Annotated in this window: 25 protein-coding genes; 10 read left to right on the top strand and 15 right to left on the bottom strand. The window is 41.9% G+C overall.

The genetic code is table 11. The features are described 5' to 3' along the window. The first annotated feature begins 82 nt into the window (after positions 1–82). A complete protein-coding gene (locus H9L23_RS02455) occupies positions 83–232 on the top strand; it encodes a hypothetical protein (protein ID WP_187593508.1) in 150 nt (49 codons plus the stop codon). Positions 233–281: 49 nt separating this feature from the next. Here H9L23_RS02455 and H9L23_RS02450 read toward each other — a convergent pair whose 3' ends face one another. Genes H9L23_RS02450 through H9L23_RS02420 form a run of 7 tightly spaced genes read right to left on the bottom strand, consistent with a single transcriptional unit; the run spans position 282 to position 4351 of the window. Next, the gene (locus H9L23_RS02450) at positions 282–590 is read right to left on the bottom strand and encodes a DUF4134 domain-containing protein (protein WP_187593507.1); all 309 of its coding nucleotides are present in this window, start codon (positions 588–590) and stop codon (positions 282–284) included. Positions 591–621: 31 nt separating this feature from the next. Next, on the bottom strand, positions 622–948 hold the full coding sequence (locus H9L23_RS02445) for a DUF4134 family protein (RefSeq protein ID WP_187593506.1): 327 nt from the start codon (positions 946–948) through the stop codon (positions 622–624). After that, complete coding sequence (locus H9L23_RS02440; RefSeq protein WP_187593505.1) at positions 945–1262, bottom strand: hypothetical protein; 318 nt, start codon at positions 1260–1262, stop codon at positions 945–947. The genes H9L23_RS02445 and H9L23_RS02440 overlap by 4 nt, the downstream gene beginning before the upstream one ends. Before the next feature lie 11 nt (positions 1263–1273). Next, positions 1274–1915 carry a hypothetical protein gene (locus H9L23_RS02435; protein WP_187593504.1) on the bottom strand — a complete coding sequence of 214 codons (642 nt, stop codon included), beginning with the start codon at positions 1913–1915 and terminating at the stop codon, positions 1274–1276. A 58-nt stretch (positions 1916–1973) separates the two neighbouring features. After that, a complete protein-coding gene (locus tag H9L23_RS02430) occupies positions 1974–2960 on the bottom strand; it encodes a relaxase/mobilization nuclease domain-containing protein (RefSeq protein ID WP_187593503.1) in 987 nt (328 codons plus the stop codon). Continuing rightward, positions 2957–3346 carry a hypothetical protein gene (locus tag H9L23_RS02425; protein ID WP_187593502.1) on the bottom strand — a complete coding sequence of 130 codons (390 nt, stop codon included), beginning with the start codon at positions 3344–3346 and terminating at the stop codon, positions 2957–2959. Before H9L23_RS02425 ends, H9L23_RS02430 begins: the two co-directional genes overlap by 4 nt. Before the next feature lie 57 nt (positions 3347–3403). Then, entirely contained in the window at positions 3404–4351 is a 948-nt protein-coding gene (locus tag H9L23_RS02420) for a toprim domain-containing protein (protein WP_187593501.1), read from the bottom strand. Positions 4352–4980: 629 nt separating this feature from the next. On the opposite strand from H9L23_RS02420, the gene H9L23_RS02415 reads away from it, so the two are divergent. The 4 genes from H9L23_RS02415 to H9L23_RS02400 all read left to right on the top strand — a co-directional run bounded on the left by H9L23_RS02415 (position 4981) and on the right by H9L23_RS02400 (position 7585). After that, positions 4981–5703: a hypothetical protein gene (locus H9L23_RS02415; protein ID WP_187593500.1), complete on the top strand. Its 723-nt coding sequence runs from the start codon at positions 4981–4983 to the stop codon at positions 5701–5703. An 11-nt stretch (positions 5704–5714) separates the two neighbouring features. Beyond that, the gene (locus H9L23_RS02410) at positions 5715–6275 is read left to right on the top strand and encodes a hypothetical protein (RefSeq protein ID WP_187593499.1); all 561 of its coding nucleotides are present in this window, start codon (positions 5715–5717) and stop codon (positions 6273–6275) included. A gap of 310 nt (positions 6276–6585) precedes the next feature. Next, positions 6586–7002, top strand: a complete 417-nt coding sequence (locus tag H9L23_RS02405) for a lysozyme inhibitor LprI family protein (RefSeq protein WP_223191030.1) — start codon at positions 6586–6588, stop codon at positions 7000–7002. A 259-nt stretch (positions 7003–7261) separates the two neighbouring features. Further along, entirely contained in the window at positions 7262–7585 is a 324-nt protein-coding gene (locus tag H9L23_RS02400) for a hypothetical protein (RefSeq protein ID WP_187593498.1), read from the top strand. A 745-nt stretch (positions 7586–8330) separates the two neighbouring features. Here H9L23_RS02400 and H9L23_RS02395 read toward each other — a convergent pair. The 3 genes from H9L23_RS02395 to H9L23_RS02385 form a co-directional block, all read right to left on the bottom strand. After that, on the bottom strand, positions 8331–8927 hold the full coding sequence (locus H9L23_RS02395; RefSeq protein ID WP_187593497.1) for a VOC family protein: 597 nt from the start codon (positions 8925–8927) through the stop codon (positions 8331–8333). A gap of 253 nt (positions 8928–9180) precedes the next feature. Next, entirely contained in the window at positions 9181–10380 is a 1200-nt protein-coding gene (locus H9L23_RS02390) for an alkaline phosphatase family protein (protein ID WP_187593496.1), read from the bottom strand. Between the two features lie 195 nt (positions 10381–10575). After that, positions 10576–10893: a winged helix-turn-helix transcriptional regulator gene (locus H9L23_RS02385; protein ID WP_187593495.1), complete on the bottom strand. Its 318-nt coding sequence runs from the start codon at positions 10891–10893 to the stop codon at positions 10576–10578. A gap of 113 nt (positions 10894–11006) precedes the next feature. Here H9L23_RS02385 and H9L23_RS02380 point away from each other — a divergent pair, with 113 nt between their 5' ends. Continuing rightward, positions 11007–11882, top strand: a complete 876-nt coding sequence (locus H9L23_RS02380; protein ID WP_187593494.1) for an SDR family oxidoreductase — start codon at positions 11007–11009, stop codon at positions 11880–11882. Between the two features lie 426 nt (positions 11883–12308). Here H9L23_RS02380 and H9L23_RS02375 read toward each other — a convergent pair whose 3' ends face one another. The 3 genes from H9L23_RS02375 to H9L23_RS27025 form a co-directional block, all read right to left on the bottom strand. After that, positions 12309–12512 (bottom strand): hypothetical protein, encoded by a 204-nt coding sequence (locus tag H9L23_RS02375; protein ID WP_187593493.1) that lies wholly within the window; start codon positions 12510–12512, stop codon positions 12309–12311. A gap of 366 nt (positions 12513–12878) precedes the next feature. Beyond that, entirely contained in the window at positions 12879–13508 is a 630-nt protein-coding gene (locus tag H9L23_RS02370; protein WP_187593492.1) for a hypothetical protein, read from the bottom strand. A 751-nt stretch (positions 13509–14259) separates the two neighbouring features. Beyond that, positions 14260–14499: a DUF1016 N-terminal domain-containing protein gene (locus tag H9L23_RS27025; RefSeq protein ID WP_223191075.1), complete on the bottom strand. Its 240-nt coding sequence runs from the start codon at positions 14497–14499 to the stop codon at positions 14260–14262. Between the two features lie 450 nt (positions 14500–14949). Between H9L23_RS27025 and H9L23_RS02360 the strand changes: the two genes are divergently transcribed. Beyond that, positions 14950–15543 (top strand): GIN domain-containing protein, encoded by a 594-nt coding sequence (locus H9L23_RS02360; RefSeq protein ID WP_187593491.1) that lies wholly within the window; start codon positions 14950–14952, stop codon positions 15541–15543. A 74-nt stretch (positions 15544–15617) separates the two neighbouring features. On the opposite strand, the gene H9L23_RS02355 is transcribed toward H9L23_RS02360, so the two are convergent. Beyond that, positions 15618–16286 (bottom strand): hypothetical protein, encoded by a 669-nt coding sequence (locus H9L23_RS02355; RefSeq protein ID WP_187593490.1) that lies wholly within the window; start codon positions 16284–16286, stop codon positions 15618–15620. 115 nt (positions 16287–16401) lie between these two features. Beyond that, positions 16402–17250: an RteC domain-containing protein gene (locus H9L23_RS02350; protein ID WP_187593489.1), complete on the bottom strand. Its 849-nt coding sequence runs from the start codon at positions 17248–17250 to the stop codon at positions 16402–16404. A 281-nt stretch (positions 17251–17531) separates the two neighbouring features. Here H9L23_RS02350 and H9L23_RS02345 point away from each other — a divergent pair, with 281 nt between their 5' ends. The 3 genes from H9L23_RS02345 to H9L23_RS02335 are packed head-to-tail and all read left to right on the top strand — an operon-like array spanning position 17532 to position 19931. Continuing rightward, positions 17532–18173, top strand: coding sequence for a Crp/Fnr family transcriptional regulator (locus H9L23_RS02345; protein ID WP_187593488.1), 642 nt, complete (start codon positions 17532–17534; stop codon positions 18171–18173). Between the two features lie 11 nt (positions 18174–18184). After that, a complete protein-coding gene (locus H9L23_RS02340) occupies positions 18185–19597 on the top strand; it encodes a hypothetical protein (protein ID WP_187593487.1) in 1413 nt (470 codons plus the stop codon). 1 nt (position 19598) lies between these two features. Beyond that, the gene (locus H9L23_RS02335) at positions 19599–19931 is read left to right on the top strand and encodes a hypothetical protein (RefSeq protein WP_187593486.1); all 333 of its coding nucleotides are present in this window, start codon (positions 19599–19601) and stop codon (positions 19929–19931) included. Positions 19932–19969: the final 38 nt, after the last annotated feature.

Here is a 19969-nt window from a genome sequence, read left to right as displayed (position 1 = left end):
ACTGATTTGAAGTCTTGAGGGTTGGATAAAAATGCCACGGTGGCGTGTTTTACTGTGCAGGCCTTTTCGCTGGCGGGAGAGGATGAGCATGAACATCGAGCAGATCACTACCAAACTGAATAGAACGCCAAGGTACATGTTGAGCATTGCCCCAATCAGCCCGCCACTGACCAGCCCGCCTACCAGGGCCGAAGCGCCCCAGCCGATGAACCTGCCCTGGAGCCCTTTATAGCTCAGGGGTTTCTGGAGCCCTTTGTAGAGCTGGTAACGGCGAGGGGCATTCATACCCCAAAAAAAGCCTTGATCACCACCGATACCAGTACCAGAAAAATGCAGGAGCCGCCCCAGCTCATCACCTCTTTACTGATGTCCCGATCCCCTGAATTCCACTTGATATACACCATTACCCCGCCGATCAGCCCCACGACTGCCCCGATCCCCAGAATCAGGTTACTGACCGGGTCGACATAGCTGGCCAGTGAAGAGGTGGCTGCATTGATCCCGGTAGTTCCGCCCCCTTGAGCATGTAGGGACAGGGAAAGCGGCAGCATGGCCGCCAGAAGGAAAACCTGTTTTAGTTTATTTTTCATGATAGAATGGTTTATGTTAAAAAATAAGCCCCTAGAGGCCAAAGAGCCCACGCAGGAAAACCCCGGTGAGCAAAAGAAAAAGACTGGCAAAAAACCAGCCCATGACCTGCGCATCGATATGGTGCCTGGAAGTCTGCCAGTTGAGGTAGACCCTGAGTCCACCGAGCAGCCCCATGATGGCACCCAGGACCATACTCAGGTCGGAAAAGCTGTAGTAGTAACCCTGTATCTCCCTGCCTGCCTGATAAAATTCCCCGATCCCGGGCGGGCTTTGGGCGATGCAATGCAGCGGGAAGAGCCCCGACAACAGCAGCGCAGTAGCCCTGTTTATCCCCTTTGCATTTCTGGTAGGCTTCATGAGGAAATCTGGTTGGTCAGTAAAATGGCATCTCCTTCTGCAAGGCCGATAATCTCCTGAATGGTAACCCCTCCGCTTGTGCTGATGGGTCCCGAGCCAAGGTAACGCTCAGTCTCATCGGGCTCGGGTTCTGCCCCGCCGGGATCTATCGCCGAGGCATCAATAGGTTCCGCGAACGAGGGGATATCGATCAGCACAGCATCTGCTCGTGCCGCAGGAGAGCCGGATACCAACAGGTCAAAAATCAGGTTAAAAAGATAATAGAAAAAGTAAAGGGCAGAAATGCCATAGAAAAATTGGGTTGGGTTGATCATATGGAATAAGTTTAGGGTTTACCATTTTTTAATTTACTCAGGTATTGAGAATGGATAAGATCCAGGGTTGCGCTGCAGCTTTCCACAAGTCCCGCAGGAAGCAGCAGCGAGCTGATCCGCTGGAAACCGATAAGAGAGGGGATCGGTGTGGATAATGAGCCGATCTGCCGCAGTACCTTATCGGCCTGTTCCTTTAAAGGATAGCTGGCCCCCTGAATGATGCGGTTGGGAACAAACAGCAGGGGCAGCGAAGGCCTGATCCGCAGGGCCAGGCTGGCAAAATAGATACTGGCATTGAGTGTGGGACCATCATAACAGAACGGACAGATAAGCAGCTCCAGTCCCGAAATGGCCTCGATGAGTTCAGGATACTGCAGATCAGAAGGCAGTTCGATAAGCATATAGCTGTTATTGCCCGCGCGCAGCTTTTCTCTTAGTGCGCCAAGCAACCCTATCTCACAGGGCAGGTATTCAAAAGGGAGGGTGTGCTCTAAAAGTGACGAGCGTTCCCCGAGCCATCCAAGTGTCCAGCGGTCTTCCCTGCCGGAAAGATAGACACTCATTTTTTGCTTTTTTGCCAGGTAGCTGGCAAGCAGCAGCGCCAGGGCACTTTTACCTGTGCCGGCCTTAGCGTTTCCAATGCCGATAACCATAAAAAAAATGTTAGTGTTCAAGTATCCTTTGCGGCCCGAAGTTTTTCTGGCACTGGGCCTACCTCCCCAAAAAGCGCGGACGGGAATGCTGATATGAGGGCTGGCCGGATGCCAGAAACAGCGATAAGGGCATAATTTCCTCGGCATCGAAAAGCCGGCAGTCCCGGTGATCGATCAGGCTCAGGCCGGTAACTCCGGCCCTTGAAAAATGGTAACAGATTTCCAGTCCCTCACTCCGCATCAGAAAATCTGCAAGCTCTGAGCGGTATCCCGAGATCCTGCGCCACTGTTTTCCGCTTGCCTGCTGATAGATGGGCTCCGGCATTGCACTATGGGTATCCATCGCTGCTAAAATAATCTTCCTGACCCCAGCGCTGCCCTGCACATCCCTGAAAGACTGGCTCAGGCGGGCCTGCAGTCCGGCAGCATTGATGCGCATGAGCGTTTTTCCGTAACGGCGGATCAGAAAATTGCCCTGGTAGGAAAAAAAATGGTATCCGGAATTCCCCAACAAAGCCTTTAGCTGAGAGGTAGAGCTGCAACGGTAGGAAAGCAGGCGTGAAAGGTCTTTTTTAAAACTTTCCTGCTCATCTATCCCGCAAATCCGGTTGAGGTGCCCGATCGCCCGCACGCGGTCAAACCCATCGGGAATCTTTGAGCCGTCAAGCCGAACATCGGTAGAGAGGATATGCACGTGCGCGTTATGGGTATCACTGTGAAAAAAAACCAGGTAAGGCTGGCTGGCATATCCCATCTTCTCCATCCAGGAATGGGATATCTCTGCAAAGCGGGCCTGGCCCATGCTATCTCCGCGCACAGAAAGCACCGCATGGAACTGGTCAAAGCGGCTTCTGGAATTCAGCGAGGCTACCGCGCCAAAATAATGTTCCAGGTCAGCTGTCTTTAACCGCTCGAAGCCATCAAAGATTTCAAGGTTTTTTCGGCAGAGCAGCTCAGCCTCTCCCCTCGATACCTTTTCCATGTTGTAGCGGATGGCCGGAAATCCCTTTGAGGTGGTGAAAAGCCTCACAATCATTGCGCTCATACCGGTTTTGACTTTATATCCAGCCGCTGCATGATCGACCTGATCTGCCCTAAAAGGGAATCTTGTGAGGCTTGGAAGGCATTTATGGAATTTTCAAGGCGCTGCAGGGACGATTCGTCGGGCGCTGGTGGCGGGCCCGGGCCTCCCCTGATTTCGCCCAGCAGCTTACGGATGGCGCCAAGCTCCGAGCCGATAGTTCCAAAAAGGACCAGCAACTTTCCGGGGTCTGATTCAATGAGCCCGCTGTAGATGATCTCCCTTCGGATCAGATCCGATAAGTTCATGTTGAGCGCCTGGGCAAAGGCGAGGAACCTGCGGTACTCGTTATCATTCAGATAACACCTGACCAGGTTTGCCCGGTGCCCTCCTTCTTTTCTTTTTGCCATAACTAAAACATTTAACGCTTAACGGGATTTGAAATCTGTTTTTTTAGGCTGGTCAGCCTATCTGGTTTTGCTTTTAAAAGGGAGATTTTCTTTTTGGGTGATGGACTGCTTTCCGGGGCTAATCGAGTGCTGGGTCATTTCGTTGTAGTCGTTGTAGCCCCGGTATATTTCTGAGCGGTCGACCGCACCTGAATGGCTTTTCAGAAATTCTCCGCTTGCCTTTCGTCCCGAAAGGTCATGGTCAAAATACAGCTCCACGCTGTGGTAGTCCCCTGCCATAAGTATTGCCGGCTTTAAAAAAGCAACCGAGTTCAAAATAAGTGCACTAGAAGTAGCCTGCGGATAATCGAGCTTCCAGCTCAAAAAATCCATCATGCCCTCAAATACGGCCAGAGAGCTGCCGCTGCCGCTAATAAAGCTCATTGATTTTTTGCCCAGACAGCCTTTAAAGTTTTTACTTCTCACCTCCCATCCCCCCAGCCCGTTCTGCCATCCTGCGGCAAAAAGCTCCATGCGTTTTTCCCCTTCTTTTTTGACGCTGTAATATACTTCCCTGAGATAGGGAGGGGCGACCTTGAGGATTCCCCTGCCGGAGAGAAAATCGCTGATTGCAGCCTTAGTGCCTATCGGCCTTGTCTCCCGGATAAGGTAAGAAGGGTGGCGCATGGGCAGCTCGGCCTGCCGGGGCCTTGCCGCTAAGGGCCCCAGCCCGCTTCCCCCGGCGTGGGAAATGAGTTTTTCCATTGCCTGGCGGAAGTCAAGCCCGGGCCAATAGGCGAGCGCGAAATCGACCACGGTCCCTCCCTTTGCCAGCCCGTGATCATACCAGATGCCCAGCTTTTCATTAACGCAGAAAGATGGCGAGGTATCGTTGTCCCTGAGCATGGAGAGATAAAAAAGTTCTCCGCCCGAACGTTTGATGGGTTCAAAGCCAAGCTTCGACAGGAGCAGGACAAGGTCGGTCCCTTCCTTTAGGGATTTAAGGTCAATTCTGTTCTCTTCCATATGCTGTTTTATTTTCGGGAGAAATTCCTGGTGTGTTATTATTAGAAAAAATCATGCAGACCCCGAAAAAGCGAAACCAGGCTAAAAAAAAGCCAAAAAAAAAGGGCACAGCGCAAAAGCGCCTGCCCGGTTCCCCTAAAAGGATTCGCCTCAGAGGATATTCATTTTTCGGAACTACCAACGTCATTTTATACAAAACGGGTCCCATGGACCTGCCAATGCGCTTTCGCCTTTGAGCTCATCTCAAAGCTTCGCAAAATTTCCTGCTTTCGCAGGATAATGTTTCGTTCCCATACGTCAAAGACCTCTGCCCCCGGCTCCGCCGGCTATGCCCATCAGAGCGGGTGGACAAAGATTTAGCTTCCGCAGGTTTTTCTTTGACAATACCCATGACAATACCCAACGATTTATTTTTTGATCATGCTTAAAAGCTATTCCAGGCCAGTATCAGGCTGTCTTGCTTTTTCCCGACTCACGCACTGGAGGCATTATCCGGGCTACTGTTTTATAAAAATAAAATTCCCTTGTCTACATTTTAAAGCGGCATATTTCTGCCGCGTTTCGCTCGGGTTTTCCGCTTTCAACACTTATATTTACCGCTCAGGCCAAAAAAGATCAGCTACCCGGTAATGAAAAACCTCTCTATTATTTTATTTGTACTCCGCCTTGCCGCCTGCCATTCAGGTAAGGAAGAAAAGCTTAAGCCCACTGTTGAGGGTAGAGCAGAAAAAAAAGTTGAACCTAAAAAAGCAGCTGGCAGGCAAACAGGGAACAGAACCATCGCAGAATTTCTGGCTTATAATGATGATGGTGACTATCCGCTGCTCAGCGCACGCAGGAAGAATGAGCTTGTATCTTTTATAAATGACAGCAGCGATGAAAGAAGGCTGTTAAGGGGCGATCTGATTGAAGTGGTATGGAAAACCGATACCATTTATATTGCCGGCGATAGCGAGCGCGCAGAACAGGCCCAAAAAATCGTTTCGGTCAAAAAAATAGCTGACGGAAAAGTTTCCAGGTTCAGAAAAACCTATCGTAAACCCCTGAAGTACCACTGGGGAAAGCAGGAGAACTACGCTAAATCCTTTCTGGATAAACTTTATCTGGTGGTGGAATACTATGTGGCAGGTTCAGCAAACCAGCTGCTGCAGTCAATGATTAAAAATGGTAAGGAGATCAATTACTCCATTGAAAACCAGACCAGGGAAGCCAAAGAATATGTACTCATCGGGATTTCCGGTATATCCGAGCACCACATCAATACCATACAATGGCTTTATTACGATACCGATACTGACAAGCTTTATGAATATGACCTGCCCAAAGACAGTTTAATTGAATTTAACAGATAAAACCCGATACAATGACAATTGCATTTCTGATCATTACCGTAATTATACTTTTCTTTTTTAATTTCTTTTTCCTAAGGAACAAATCATTGAAGGTAAAAATTTTCTACTCGATTGGACTTGTACTAGGGGCTTTTGGACTTTTAGTCGCAATTGCAGCCATTCTCTTTTACACCTCAACCGATCCAAGGGAAAGGGCCGCTGAAGAGGCTGCGCGTAGTAAGTGGATTTCAATAAAGAACCTCACCCGCAATAGCCATCTTGCTATCATTTCCTATAGGTTCAAAGATGGAAAAGAGCTAAAAAACATCAGCGATACCCTAAATGTCCGGAGTGGAACTTATCACACAGCTGAACATATTCTGCCCATATCTACGGGCGACAGCATTTATTTTCCCGGCAATTTTAAACTGGAGATCAAAGATTCACTAAGCAACACCATAGCAGCCTATAACAAAGAGCAATTCCTTGAAAAAGCCACATCGGATGATCCGGCATATAAACCAAAGAACAAAATGGCCTTGAATCTTTATGTGATAGAAATCAGTGATAAGCTGGGAAGAAAGGAACCTTAATTGGATATACCGGAGCCTTTTGACCCCATTGCGCCGGAAACTAAATTAAATTAAATAATTAAATATCGTGCAGTTGTAGATTTAGCGAAATAGGGTCAACTTGACTGGTTTGTCCACGTAATGGATAAACCTAGATAAATTGCCCCCCGCCTCACCAGCAATAGATTTGTTGTAAGTTTTTGATTGGCTTTATATTTGTAAATTGGCGAGAACGGGTCAAATGTATTGATGTGTCCAAGCACAGTGAACAAGTTGTTCAAACAAAAGAATCTTTCAATGGTTTAGATTGCAAATATCCATAATCAAACCCATGAAAAAGCTGTACCAATCCCAGATTTTCCTATTTGCTTTTGTCGTCATGACTATGCTCTTTATCGCTCCGAATTTTGCACAGTCGCAAACCGCCATGAATATCAAGGCCTATTCGGACTTTAAAAAGGCAGATATGGAACTAAATGCCGTATACCAAAAGATCCTAAAAAGCTATTCCAGGGAAACTACTTTCATTAAAAAATTCAGGAATGCACAGCGGCTCTGGATCCAACTTCGTGATGCAGAACTGGCTGCAAAATACCCTAACAGCGGAACCTACGGTTCGGTGGCCCCCATGTGCGAATCGATATATCTAGAAACGCTGACTAAAGACCGGATTGAATTTTTAAATATATGGGTTACCGGAATCGAAGAAGGTGAAGTTTGTCTGGGCTCGGTCAGGATGAAATCATAGCACATTCTGGTCTTTCAATAATGCACTAATTAATCCTATCAATTCCCTATACTTTTACCCAACACCAATTACAATGACTTTTTATCAGCTCCTAAAACGATTCTTTAGTATAATCTTACTGATCAGTATATTCACTTGCTGCAAGAAAAATGAAGATCAACCCCGCCCTGAAATAGATGTGCCGCCGGTAGTTACAGGTAAGATATACGGATCGTCTTTTACGTCAAAAGTTATACTGGAGCGCTATACAAAATTTGGCATGAATAACTACCGCCCCGAAGACTTGTTCAGTATATACATTGCAGGAGATGGATCCAAAACCTGTAGTTCACCATTGAGTGATTTTTCGATACGCCTGACGGTGCCCAAAAAGACAGGCACTTTTTCGGGCAATGATACCTATATCCTAGTTAATGATCCGGGCGATCCAAGCGGTCAGAATGGTTCATTATTCTCTTCAGAACAAACCATTATCACCATCAGTTCCATCACAGGGGATAAGGTGAGCGGACAAGTTAATGTGAAATGGCCGGAACAGAATATTGATTTTAAAGGGCACTTCGAAGCTTACTACTGCAAATAAGATGAGAGATGTTTTCTAGCATATTATTGTAAATATCATCGTTTTTTGAGATTTTTAATTCGCTACGGACTTAACTTCTTAACCCATATCCTTGCGGATCTGATCGGGAGCAGCTGGCAACCGGCACCAGGTTAATGTTCTTTTTATGAGACTATATATATATAATTCAGTCATCTTTTCTTTCAAAATTTACAGTGTTCTGTAAATTAGAAATGAAACATCAACTATCACGAAATGTAACATTGTTGAACGGTGACTGATTTAGTTGGATCTATAGGTTTGCATTTATTTTTTTAAACGTTTTATCATGGATAATAAATATGAAAAGGGTTCATCTAAGGACTCGCTCAAATCTTTCTTAAATCTATTTTGTCAAAGTAATTTGCCATGAATGATTATGGTAAACTCCTACCATTAAATGGTGGAATATTGATATTCCACCAAGGAAATTACTTAGCTCATTGGGTGTCTTCAGCTTTAAGTAAAGGAAAATTAAATTAGCAAAATGTCTTTCGTTCAATATTCTTCAGGTAGCTACTTCTGACTTTACCAATTTCTAAGCAACGAGGCATTTCAGGAATTAAAGAATAGCAGGTTTTAAAATAAAATGCCTAGTCTTAAAGCATTCTATTGAAATTTTAGCTCGAAATCTCTCCAATAATTATAATATTTAGGCCGCAAGATGGCTGAAGATTTCTAACCAAAAAGCGTTCGATTTCAAATTTCTAAGTTTGCGAAATTAATATCAACTCCAGTTTAGGAGTTCTATTATATTCCCGTCCGGGTCTGAGATGTAAATAAACCTAAATACACCGATATTATCAAAATGATGTTCGCTTAGCTCTCCAATTTTCGATGCTCCATTCTTTAATGCTATTGCTAAAACCCCCGCAATATCCTCTACATTAAATGCGATATGTCCAAATCCTTTTTGATTAGCTAAGTGTCTTTCAGCATTAATCATTTCTGAATACTGATAGATCTCTAATGTCGGTCCATTATCCCCATAGCCAGGTAGCCGTAACTGTACTCCTTGTAAATTAGCATTAAAGACACCGGTGCCTTTTTCAAGCCATTCCCCTTGATAGTTTCGTATAGGTGGAACCGCTATACAATTAAACACGATTTCATAGAAACGTGCAAGTTCCTTCCAATCCTTTGTTATAATGTTGGTATGCGCATACTTTATGTTCATGATGTAAATTTTGACTTGATTGTACGTAAAGGTATTAAAGGTAAGATTTTTTGCAATTTGTACTTCTCTGGCGTGATAAAATTTTTTGTTCTTTAAGCCACTTAAAAGTATTGTTTTGCCTTCAAATTTCCTGAAATAAACTAACAAGAAATATCAAGTTTATTGCCTGTTGTGTTCTGCTGAAATTGCCATTTACAATAAACTATTCTATATTACCATTAAAAGATGCTAAATGTAGATTATATTTTTTCCTAATTATAATATTCGTTTCTTGAGACAATTAATCTTATTGAAGAACAAATATCTAATATCAAAGTATATATCTAACACCATTGTTGCTGGGTCAAAATCTTAAAATGTTAGACGACCTGAACATTAGTGGAGAGGACAGTACTAAAGACTAATTTAATATTTCTCTTGATAGCATACCTTTTGCGTCATTCATATTAATTTGAAGCCTTAACATTGTAGATAACAAGTGGTATACTTCCACATTCTTAAATTGCTCAATTATAATCCCTTTTTTAAATGATGGTCCCCAAGCCATAAAAGAAGCACCCATTTCTGCAACTTTTTCAGGGTCAAAGCCATGCATCCCTTTACCGGCTTTATTATTAAAAGTTTTAGGATACTGTGCAACTAAAATTATGTCTCCCGCACGTCCATGTTTATCGTCATTACCGCCATAAAACCAATTTTGAGGAAGGTTGGAATTCAAATACACTTTATACTCGTTTTTTTCTTTACTTAATAAATCCCGATAGGTGTTCATGACAAAAGATGGATCTTTAGCGAATATATTTACAAGAGAATTTTGGTTATTGACTACAAATTTCATTGTATCAACAGCAGTCGGAATTGGTATTATATTACTTTTATCAATGTCGATCATACCATGATCTGATACAAAAATGATATCAACCGGTAATCCTATTGACTTTACTAAAGCATCAATACGGCCAATGTTGTCATCAATTTTTTTTGCTGCATCCGCTACCTCGACTGCTTCAGGACCGTAAATATGTCCCTGATGGTCAGCGTCATTAAAATATAAGGTAATTAAATGCGGCCTTTTCCCCTCTGGCATTTTTAACCATTCCTGAATTGCATCGAGTTGATCATCAATTGTTATTTCTTTCGATTTTTGTATTTGATAAACGTCTTTCATACCTTTTGTAATGGTACGGGCATCAGGGTAATTGATATTCGCTGTAATTACGTCACTTTTACTTGCAGTTTGCCAGATTGATTGACTGGTAAACCATTTGCCTTCTGCTTTATTGAATGTCGTCTTACTTTTAGGGTCGTAGAAAGTATTACCTGCAATCCCCGTATGACCGGGATACAATCCTGTAACAAGAGAATAGTGGTTCGGGCGGGTTACTGAAGGATAGGATGGTACCATACGCTTTGCCTTTACACCTCCAGAAGATAAACGAAGTAAGTTACTCGCATTGAATTTTGTAGCATAATCATAACGGAAGCCATCTGCACTGATAAAAATAACGTATGGTTTATCCTTAATTTGTGAAAATGTTTTACCTGTATTTATTAAGAAACCGATAGTTAGAATGGCAATAAAAGCATTAATTCTTCGCATTGTTTTGACTTAGGTTATTGATAGATCCAGCTACATTTAAGGTGAAATAATTTGCACAAAATTATTAAAGACGTATTCTACTAAACCATAAATCAGGTTATCACATTATTAACTTATTGTTAATTAACCTCCGAGTCGAATTTGGGGATACTGCAAAGAAAAGGTCATGAATAAGTGTATCTCAGTGGGATTAGCTTATAAAATGGTTTTTCTTTTCCAAGCTGCTATATCAGCTAACAAAGGGCAGAGACTTTTTCCAAAATGAGTGAGTGCATACTCAACCCGGGGCGGAAGCTCTTTATATTCCTTCCTACTGATTAATCCATCAGCTTCAAGTTCTTTCAATTGTTCGGTTAGCACCTTTTTTGAAACAGCAGGTATCCTAGCCTGGATCTCACCAAAACGTCTGGTATTTTTGGAAAGCATGTGTAAAATTATCACTTTCCATCGCCCTGAAAACAGCGCTATCGCTGCATTAACACCACATTCAGCATGGTATAGTTTATTTTCCATTAGTTACTTTTAGGTTACCACTTTTCGTCTTGTTACCAACAGCAATGTTAGCTTTCTAAAATCAATAGTTGTTCCTTTGCGTAACAAAAGTAATTAAACTTAAAACAAAATATATGATTTTAGTAACTGGTGCAACAGGGAATCTAGGTAAAGCCACCATAGATTCATTGTTAAAAAGGGGGATAACTCCAAGCGATATTACAGCATTGGTAAGAGATGAAACTAAGGCAGCAGAATTGAGATCAAAAGGTATTAAAATAAGGGTTGGAGACTATCAAAACTACGACTCTTTAAAAAGTGCATTCCAGGGTGTGGACAAGTTGTTGCTTGTGTCTTCTTCATCTGATATAGTTTACAGGTTTGAGCAGCACAAAAATGTGATCAATGCAGCTAGGGAAACGGGTATCGGCCATATTATCTATACGAGCTTTGACATGAAAAATTTAAAGCAAAGTACAATGGGTGCTGATGTTCAATATCACGCAACTACAGCTGATTACCTGAAACAAATAGACATCCCATATACTTTGATGGACAACACTATGTATGCGGATATGATTCCGTTATTATCTGGAAAAGATATAGTAAATAATGGTGTCTCTATTCCTGCCGGGGATGGCAAAACTCCTTTCTTGCCAATAGCTGAAATGGCTGAAGCAACAGCTGTTGTACTGACTACTTCTGGTCATGAGAACAAAGAATATGTCATCGCTGCAGAAACTGCATTCTCATTTTCAGAGATTGCTGAATTGTTATCAGACATTACTGGAAAAACAGTAACTTATATCCAACCAGAAATAAGTTCATATATAGCATGGCTTATACAGACAGGTGCTTCTGAAGATGATGCAGCCTATATTTCAAGGTTTTGCGGGGCAATTGCGAAGGGGGAATTCGATACCAATAAAAGTGATGTTAGGAAGCTATTGGGCAGGAGTCCAATGACTTTGGAAGATTTTTTGCGAACTATATACAGTAAATTGACATAAAGGTCGATAGTATAAAAAGTACTTTTAATTCTCAACTTGGTTCATATCAATAAATTCTAAATCAAATTGTTTTAAATGGCTGATAAGGTCAATTACCCGAACGATAGTTTGCGGGTGATATGGGCCTCTGGCTGTTGTTTTCTTTCCATTAAGACCAAACATCCTTTCTGTTAATAAATAGACTCTGACGTCGGTCAGTTGAGGATTTTCCTTTTTTCCAAGGTACTTTAGTTTGAAGCTTTATTTTTTTTCCAGAAGCACCACCCTTCCATATCAATATAAAGTCATGCGAGGCTTCAAACCTTTTCTGCTGCCTGTGGATTCACCTGTAGCACAATCGAATGTTGGTAGCATTTGTAAAAGCAGCAATACTCGGAACATCCAATGTACTCCATGGATGACCCGTTACCAAAGATTGATCGTTTATTAGGACTTAAATCTTTTAATTACCCACTTTGCTCTTGGATATTTCTGTTGTGCACCTAATAACAGGTCTATCTTTCCATCCCTTAACATTTGTATAAAATTAAAACCGGGTTTAGGTCCAATCTTATTCGACAACACTTTCCCTTTTGCTAATAAGTCTGCGCATTTATCTGCAGTCATTTCATCTATATTGTTTTTAGACATATAGTATTGAAGATAGTCTGATCTGAATTTTCGAAAGTGCTTATCATCTTTAAATAGTTTGTTTATTGATTTTTAGTAAACTACTTAAAAACAAAAGTTATTAATGAACTTTCATTTGTGTAGTTTATATCGAATGAAAAACTGGCTAATTTTTGTAAATCTGAATTTATAGGAGGGTAACATCCAGGTGTATTCTTTGCTTTTTTGAAAGCGGTAACTGGCCAGTGTAGGTTCTTATGCCGAAGTGCAATATTTTTTTTTCACGCTCAATACCAAACCCTATTCAAGCTGTGGGAAGGGATTTGATTGAAAAAATTAAAATTTTCAGGTTGGGAAATACCCCAACCTGAAAAACATGATGACGTTCTATTGGCATAGCGTGGCGCGGTTATAATCCTCCTCAGTAAAAGTATAGATGAATCTGTATTTGCGCTCACCAATCTTTTCATTGTTGTAGCTATTGATAGCTAGGATGTTGTGTGTTCCGCTGTTTCCGTTGATGCTGATACACTTTTGGTTATCAAATCTGATGATTATAGGTTGTTGCGGTATACTATAAGCTTTTTCTTTGATGAATGGCGTGTAAAATGAACCCGCTGTTATTTCCTTGTCCCCTATATCAGAAACAGTGAAAATGGGACCGGTAGCTTTTGCCGCCAGGTTATACTTCTCAAACCCAGTACTAAAAGTTATCTGGTGTGAGGTACTGTTGACAAAGTAAAACTCACCTTCCATCGCATGGTCTGTTGTTTTCTTACACGAGGGGGCGCCCATCACCAGTAGGCTAAAAAGAAGCCCAATAATTAAAAAGTGGTTCGAGATTTTGTTCTGTATCATTTTGGTAGTCGTAAAAAAGTTTATTTCTCCATTGTGTAGTGTCTTTTGCTTGCGGAGTGCATCCTGAATTTGTACCATATTGTATCCTGTTACGTTATCGGTAGGGGCGAACGATCCGTAACCCAAAGTTTCCATTCCTGGGTTGTCCACCAGGTCCATTACCAGTTTACCCGCACAAACCTTTAAGGATTAATATTGGTTCGAAACCTAAGTGCCCGACTTGCCTTGATGGATTAGGCACGATGGAATGATAATGTTGAGAGCTAATTTTCATCTTGTAATTTAGCTAAAATTTAGATTTTTACAATAGTTGCTAACCATGTGGCTTAAATCTGTTATTTTTTCTTGATTAATATATTGGATCATCGTCACTTTTAGTGAAGAATTCCAGGTCCGACTCTAAAAGAATAATTTTCAAACTCGAAAAGCTCAACGCGCAACTAGGGATGTAATCAAACAGTGTATCTCATTTATAGGTTTTCACCAAGTGACGAAAAACCACTTTCACCGAAATACACACAAAAGAAACGTACGGTTTCGCATAGCGGGCAGTCTGGGGATTTAGAAGTAATTTTTCCAGAATTCCAGATGAAGACGCGGCGGTAATATTACTATGCAACTATGAGGTGCCTGGGCTAGATATGATAGCTAAGTTAATTAGCTAAATACTTTATGGACAGCCTTATTATCTGCCTGTTAAGAAAAAGCTATCCATTTGGAGCCTGTTCAACTCCTTATGTATGTTGGTAACCCCTTACCTAATTCCAACAAGAATTTGGTTATGTGCGTAATTAATTGTTCTCTAGATCTTTTTCCTGAAATGGCTTACTAAATGTAAGGAAATTAAAGACATATGGATCTTTCAAAGTTTGTTGTGCTAAATCCGATAAGGGATTTGGTTAGTGTACTTTTAAAGTTTGTGACCGCTTTTGCCTTGTTTACTATATAACTTGGATTTTATCTGCAGGGCCAGGACATCTCTGCTCCACCCATTTTCAATTGTTTCCTTGGTATACAAAATGGCCTCGTTTTGATCTTCTGCCTTGCTGAAAATCAAAATGTTAAGCCCCCATGGTATTTGTAGGGTCGGGTGATTTTCTGTAATTGAGTATCTATTAACTTGTAATTGGTCAACAGCCTGTTGACCAATTGATGATTTATAACAAGTGTAAAATCTTCAGCAATATTTTAAGTTAAAATAGAAAAGCCTTTTAATTCTGGAAAATCTACTGCTAAAAAGGAAGTTGTACGCCGAGATTTTCCAGGGGGTTAACCTTTAGACCAGCTACATATTAACGATACACTGTCCATCCATTTGCCGCGCAAGGTAATTATTAGTTGAACAGATAGCCTGCTTCCTATCTAATTGAAAATATACTTATGGGCAGTCAACCGATAGCAAATCAATATCCTTGCACCCAATTATCATTAAGGTCAGGAAAAATAATTTTACGTTTCAACAGCTTAAAACAGTCATTGGTCGAGAAATTCCATGCGTTGGTATAATACCGTGTTTCTAGGTGCAACGTTTTGTCATCAACGACGTCTTATCTACAAAAACAGAAACAAAATATTATTTAAAAAAATAAACAACAGCATTATGAAAACCTCAATCAAAACCTTGACAAAATCGCTTTTAGCAGCAATCGTTTTAACTTCATCTATTTTTACTACAAGCGTAATGGCTGATGAAAAACAACCCACTAAAGTTTCCGCACCAAACAACTTCAGTAAAGTTATTGTTGGTGGAAATGTAGAAGTTACCCTAGTACAGCGCCAAAAGGAAGGTGTAAGCTACAATGAGGACAATACAGGAAGTGTAAAAGTGATCCAGGATGGAGACGCACTAAAAATTACCTCTATGAGTAATGATGTAGCAAAAATCACTGTTTATGTAAAAAATATTTACAGGGTACAGGCCTCTGAAAATGCAGTGGTAAAAACAGAAGGCAAACTGGATACCAAATATCTTCAGTTATTCTTAAAAGAAAACGCAGTTGCCGAAATCAACTCGAAAACAGAAAGCTTATATACAGTAATAGAAGGTAAAGCAGATTTAAAATTAAAAGGCGATACTCAAAACCACATTCTGGTAATGGGAAAAACACAAAAATTAAATTTGGACCGCTTTGCAGCCTTAAAAACAGAGATGAGCAATCAGCAGACTGTTCAAATGGCATCATTGGCTAAATAAGCCATCAGCATATATACAAAAGGCGGCAAAATTCAAGTTTTGCCGCCTTTTGCGTTTATAGACTTTTCTGATTATCAATTAAAAATCTGCGCTTCTCGGTAGTCATGGTCCATCCGCTCCAATCTGCCTGCGCTAAAGTGCAGTTTTACCGTTGAAGTCCCGCTGACACTAGAACTTACGAAATCAGAAAATACAAACTGCCAGTCGCTGTAGTTGTTAAGATCAGGATCGAAGGGTTTATTCAAAGGTTTGTCTGAAAGCACAAAACCGTAGTTGGCATAAGCCGGCAACTGGTGGATTTTTATCAGTTTTGCCCCTATATTACCCACAGGATCATCTAGCTTAATTGCGGTATCATCAGATGCGCCCTCGGGCCATCTCATCACTTCTGTAGTAAGCCCGCCACCGGTAGAAATCTGTTGAACTTTATCGCCACTGAACAGCAATACTGCGCGGTCTAAAGTACCGCTATTGCTATAGATGGTCAGCGCATAATAAAAGGGGATAATCTCTGCCAGCTTTTCCGGAGCGCTGTAGGGTTTGCGCCCATATATGGCAACATTTTGAAAATCGAGCGCCGGACCAGCCTTCTGAAGCTGGGCATATACCTCGGCCTGGGTGCTTCCGATCCTGATACCCCATTTTTCACCTTTGGTAATCGATTCGGAGTAATCGCCCTGCTTTTCTTTCTTGCAAGCTGATATCACAATCAGCAACAACATCATCGGTAATAATCTTTTCATTGAATTGCTCAGGTATTGGTTTATAGCTATAAACGCTCAGACTGTTCCTGCCGCTACACCTAGAATAAAAATAAACGCCTAAATTATGAATCATTTTTTTTCACGCAACTTCGCTCTACTGCCTGTAAGCATCAGCTTCTTCTATTTTTTTTATCAGCTCATCACGCATCTGGTCTAAAAACCTGGTCTTGCTCATCCCTTTGCGTTGTTTGATTTCGGCAAAACGCCTGAAATACCGGCTTAAATTAACCTGAAAAACCTGTTGAAAGGCACCGGCAATCTCGGACAGTTCCACCCTGCCGTTATTGATCTGTCCCGAACCATGGAGGGCATAAAGGATTTCTATCAGGTTAAGGCTTTCCCCGGTCCACTTCATTCGGGGATTACCCTCTATACTCTTTTCCACTCCTGCACCCTTCCCAGCCGAGAGCTTTGTTTTTAAAAAATCTTCTAAGAGCTCGCAGGCCCGGAACTTTGAAAAAAGGTACTCATGGCCGGTCCCGAACGAAGGATCAACTGTGGGCACCGAACTCAGGCGGATGTCTTTCGATGTTGCGCCGCGCAAAAAGAAAAGATGGTCAAGTTCATCGGTTCCTAACCGGAAATACTGGTACTGAAATTCATGTGAGCGGAGAAAACGGTTGATGTAGCGCATCTGTTCACGGTAATGTTCATTTAAACGCTTTCCCCCACCTGCTGGCCTTGTGGAATCGATATTAAATAGTTCAGTATAAAAGATCAGCCAACGGTAAAACCTTGGTTTTTCTGTTTTAAAAAACCAAATTTCTTCTTCCTCTCCAGCAAACGGATATTCCTCGATGACCTGTTTTAGCTCATCGAGGTAACGATGGACAATAAGTACAGCGCTTTTTAGCATATCCACCTTGTCCATCTGGTCATCATTGAATTCCTCAAGTTCTGCTTTCATTTTTGTATAAAGCGCAGAAGATAATTTTTTGATCATATCAGCACATAATTGTTAGCCATGTCGGAAATCTCCATCATGAGCGGTAAGTTGATAATCTGTAAATCTGAGAAGCGTCAACTTAAAAGCTAGCCGGCCCGATTCATACCCTTCCCCTTCTCTTCCTCTCCCTAAATTCAATAAATCAAACAAAAAAGCGTCAACTCCCCGGAACATAATAAAACGGGCACAAAGACCGTTTAAAATAATATCCTTCCGACAGGACAATATTATCAAGGTAAATGCACTGAAATGTTGATTTGTGACACAATCGACAATCCATGCAAATAACACCTACCCAAGAAGCAGATTTACTGGAGACACTCAGCTTCATCGCACCCCTTCCTGCCCCACTGCAAAACCGGGTCAACCAGGAAGCAATCATAGAAAATTTTAGCCGCAAACACCTCCTGCTCAGACCGGGTGAAACAGCAAGAAGATTGTACTTCATCCGCAGTGGTTTCCTGCGAGCCTTTTTCATTGACGAGCATGGAAAAGAGTGCACCACCTGGTTCATGGGAAAAGGTGACCTGATGATCTCTGTTTACAGTTTTTTCACCCAAAAACCCGCCCATGAGTACATTGAAGTACTTCAGGACAGCAAACTGCAATCCATCAGCTGGCAACAGCTGAATGCCTATTATGCCGACTTCCCACAGGGCAATTTACTGGGCAGGATCGTCACGCAGAAATACTATATCATGAGTGAAGAAAGAGCCATATTCCTGCGTACCCAAACCCCAATCCTGCGCTATGAAAAATTGCTTGAACAGCATCCAGATATCGAGCAGCAGACCAGCCAAAACAATATCGCATCTTACCTTGGAATCAGCCGGGAAACTTTAAGCAGAATCAGACGTAAAAAACTAAAAATGTGTCACCAGACACAAAATGCACAAAATTCAACATCGGTTTTTAACTAAAAATTAACACCATGAACTCAAAGCTTAAAATTACAGTTGTAATTATTTTCCTGATATCCGCATGTCGCAAAGAACCAATCAATCATAATATTTCTGCGGAAAAGCCAGGACAAAACGTTTCATTGACCCTGGCAGATGCAAAAGAATTTATCTCTCAAATAAACCCGGACAGCGCTAAGGTCCTAACCAAAATCAAGATTGACTGGAAACTTGCGCAAAATGACACCACAAATGATCGAAACAAATGGACGGTTGTTTTGGAAGGACAGCCTACTTATCAGGGCTATAAACAGGGATATCGCGAACTGGTTATATTAAAGGATAATGATAGCCGGAAAATCGGTGCAAAAATACTGGAGATACTTCCGGAAGCCATTTACCTGCAAAAAACACGTAAAACGAGCGCGGCAGATTTTACCGGGAGGGTATTTGAGTACGACCTCAATTATAACCTAACCGGCGGCAGATTGTACAGCAACGGCAAGCCTATTGGACTCATCAAGCAATTCTCCCAAAAGGATCTGATCGAGAATAAAAACCAAGGACTCAGGGATCTCAACCCATTTAGCGGAGCTCAGGGAAAACTAATGCTCCTGGCTGTTGCAACCTGCGCATGGCTACAGGACTACTATATCGATGCAGAAGGAGATTTCACGGTACACTCCACCAAAGTCTGCTCTACTACATACTTTGATGATAGTGGGGGCGGAGGCGGATACTATGATGGCGTCGGATCAGGTTCTTCTAGTGTAACCTCAGGCGGCGGCGGTGGAACTTCCGGCACATCATCTCCTCCCCCGCCGGCACCATCCAATCTTCCCGGAGAAGAGAAAACCCCTGTCAATCCAATGGAAATGATGGAATGTTTTGCCAGCATCCCCAGTCCTAATGCAGCATTTGTAGTCAGGGTATACGTTGTAGAACCCCAGCCTGGCACATCTTTCAACGTCGGGGCAAACAGTTTTGGTCATGTCGCGATATCATTGACTAAAACCAGTGGAGACAAAACCGTTACTCAAACTGTAGGCTTTTATCCAACAGGAAACGGATTAGACAAGCTATCCTCTAAATCTCAAATCATTGACAACGGAGATATAGAATACAATATTGGAGCAACATATTATGTAACTGGTGAAAATTTTCAGAAAGTTATCGACTATGTAAGTAACCCGCCAAAAAATTACCATTTTACGGATTATAATTGCTCTGCATTCGTTTACGGGGCGGGCCAGGCAGGTGGCATTCCAATCCCAGACCCAACCACCCAAATTGGATTGGGTGGACCAGGTGGGGCCGGTTTTGCCAAAACACCAGCGGGAATGGCAAGTGCTTTGCGGGGACAAAAAGTAAAAAATCCTAATTTAGACATTAACGAAGCCGGTGGGCGTGTACCTGGAAGTAATGGACCTTGTAAAATAGAATAACATGAAAAAGAAAACTAAAATCTGGACGATAGTGATTGTCTCGATTGTCGCTATTAGCAACTTACCACCCATCAATTATTTTTGGCAAGAAAGTTATAGCTATCAAAATATTGATGGTAGCTTTAATTACATTGAACAACCCGGTAAAGGATTAGATTATAAGGTGGGCAAAATAAGATTTGAACGGTTCCAAAAACAGAATCCGAATAAAGATCAAAATCTTTATCGAACTTTTACCCTAAAACCTTGGAGGTTTTGGGAATGGTGGCGAATGATTGAACATATTGAAAGATTCAATTTACCATATTACCAAAAAAAAGGACGAGTGGACTAATAGGCCAATTGAATACTCCAAAACGCAGAAAGTATGGA

This window comes from Pedobacter roseus (assembly GCF_014395225.1).
Classification (GTDB): Bacteria; Bacteroidota; Bacteroidia; order Sphingobacteriales; family Sphingobacteriaceae; genus Pedobacter; species Pedobacter roseus.
This window is presented reverse-complemented; position numbering and strand designations above follow the sequence as displayed.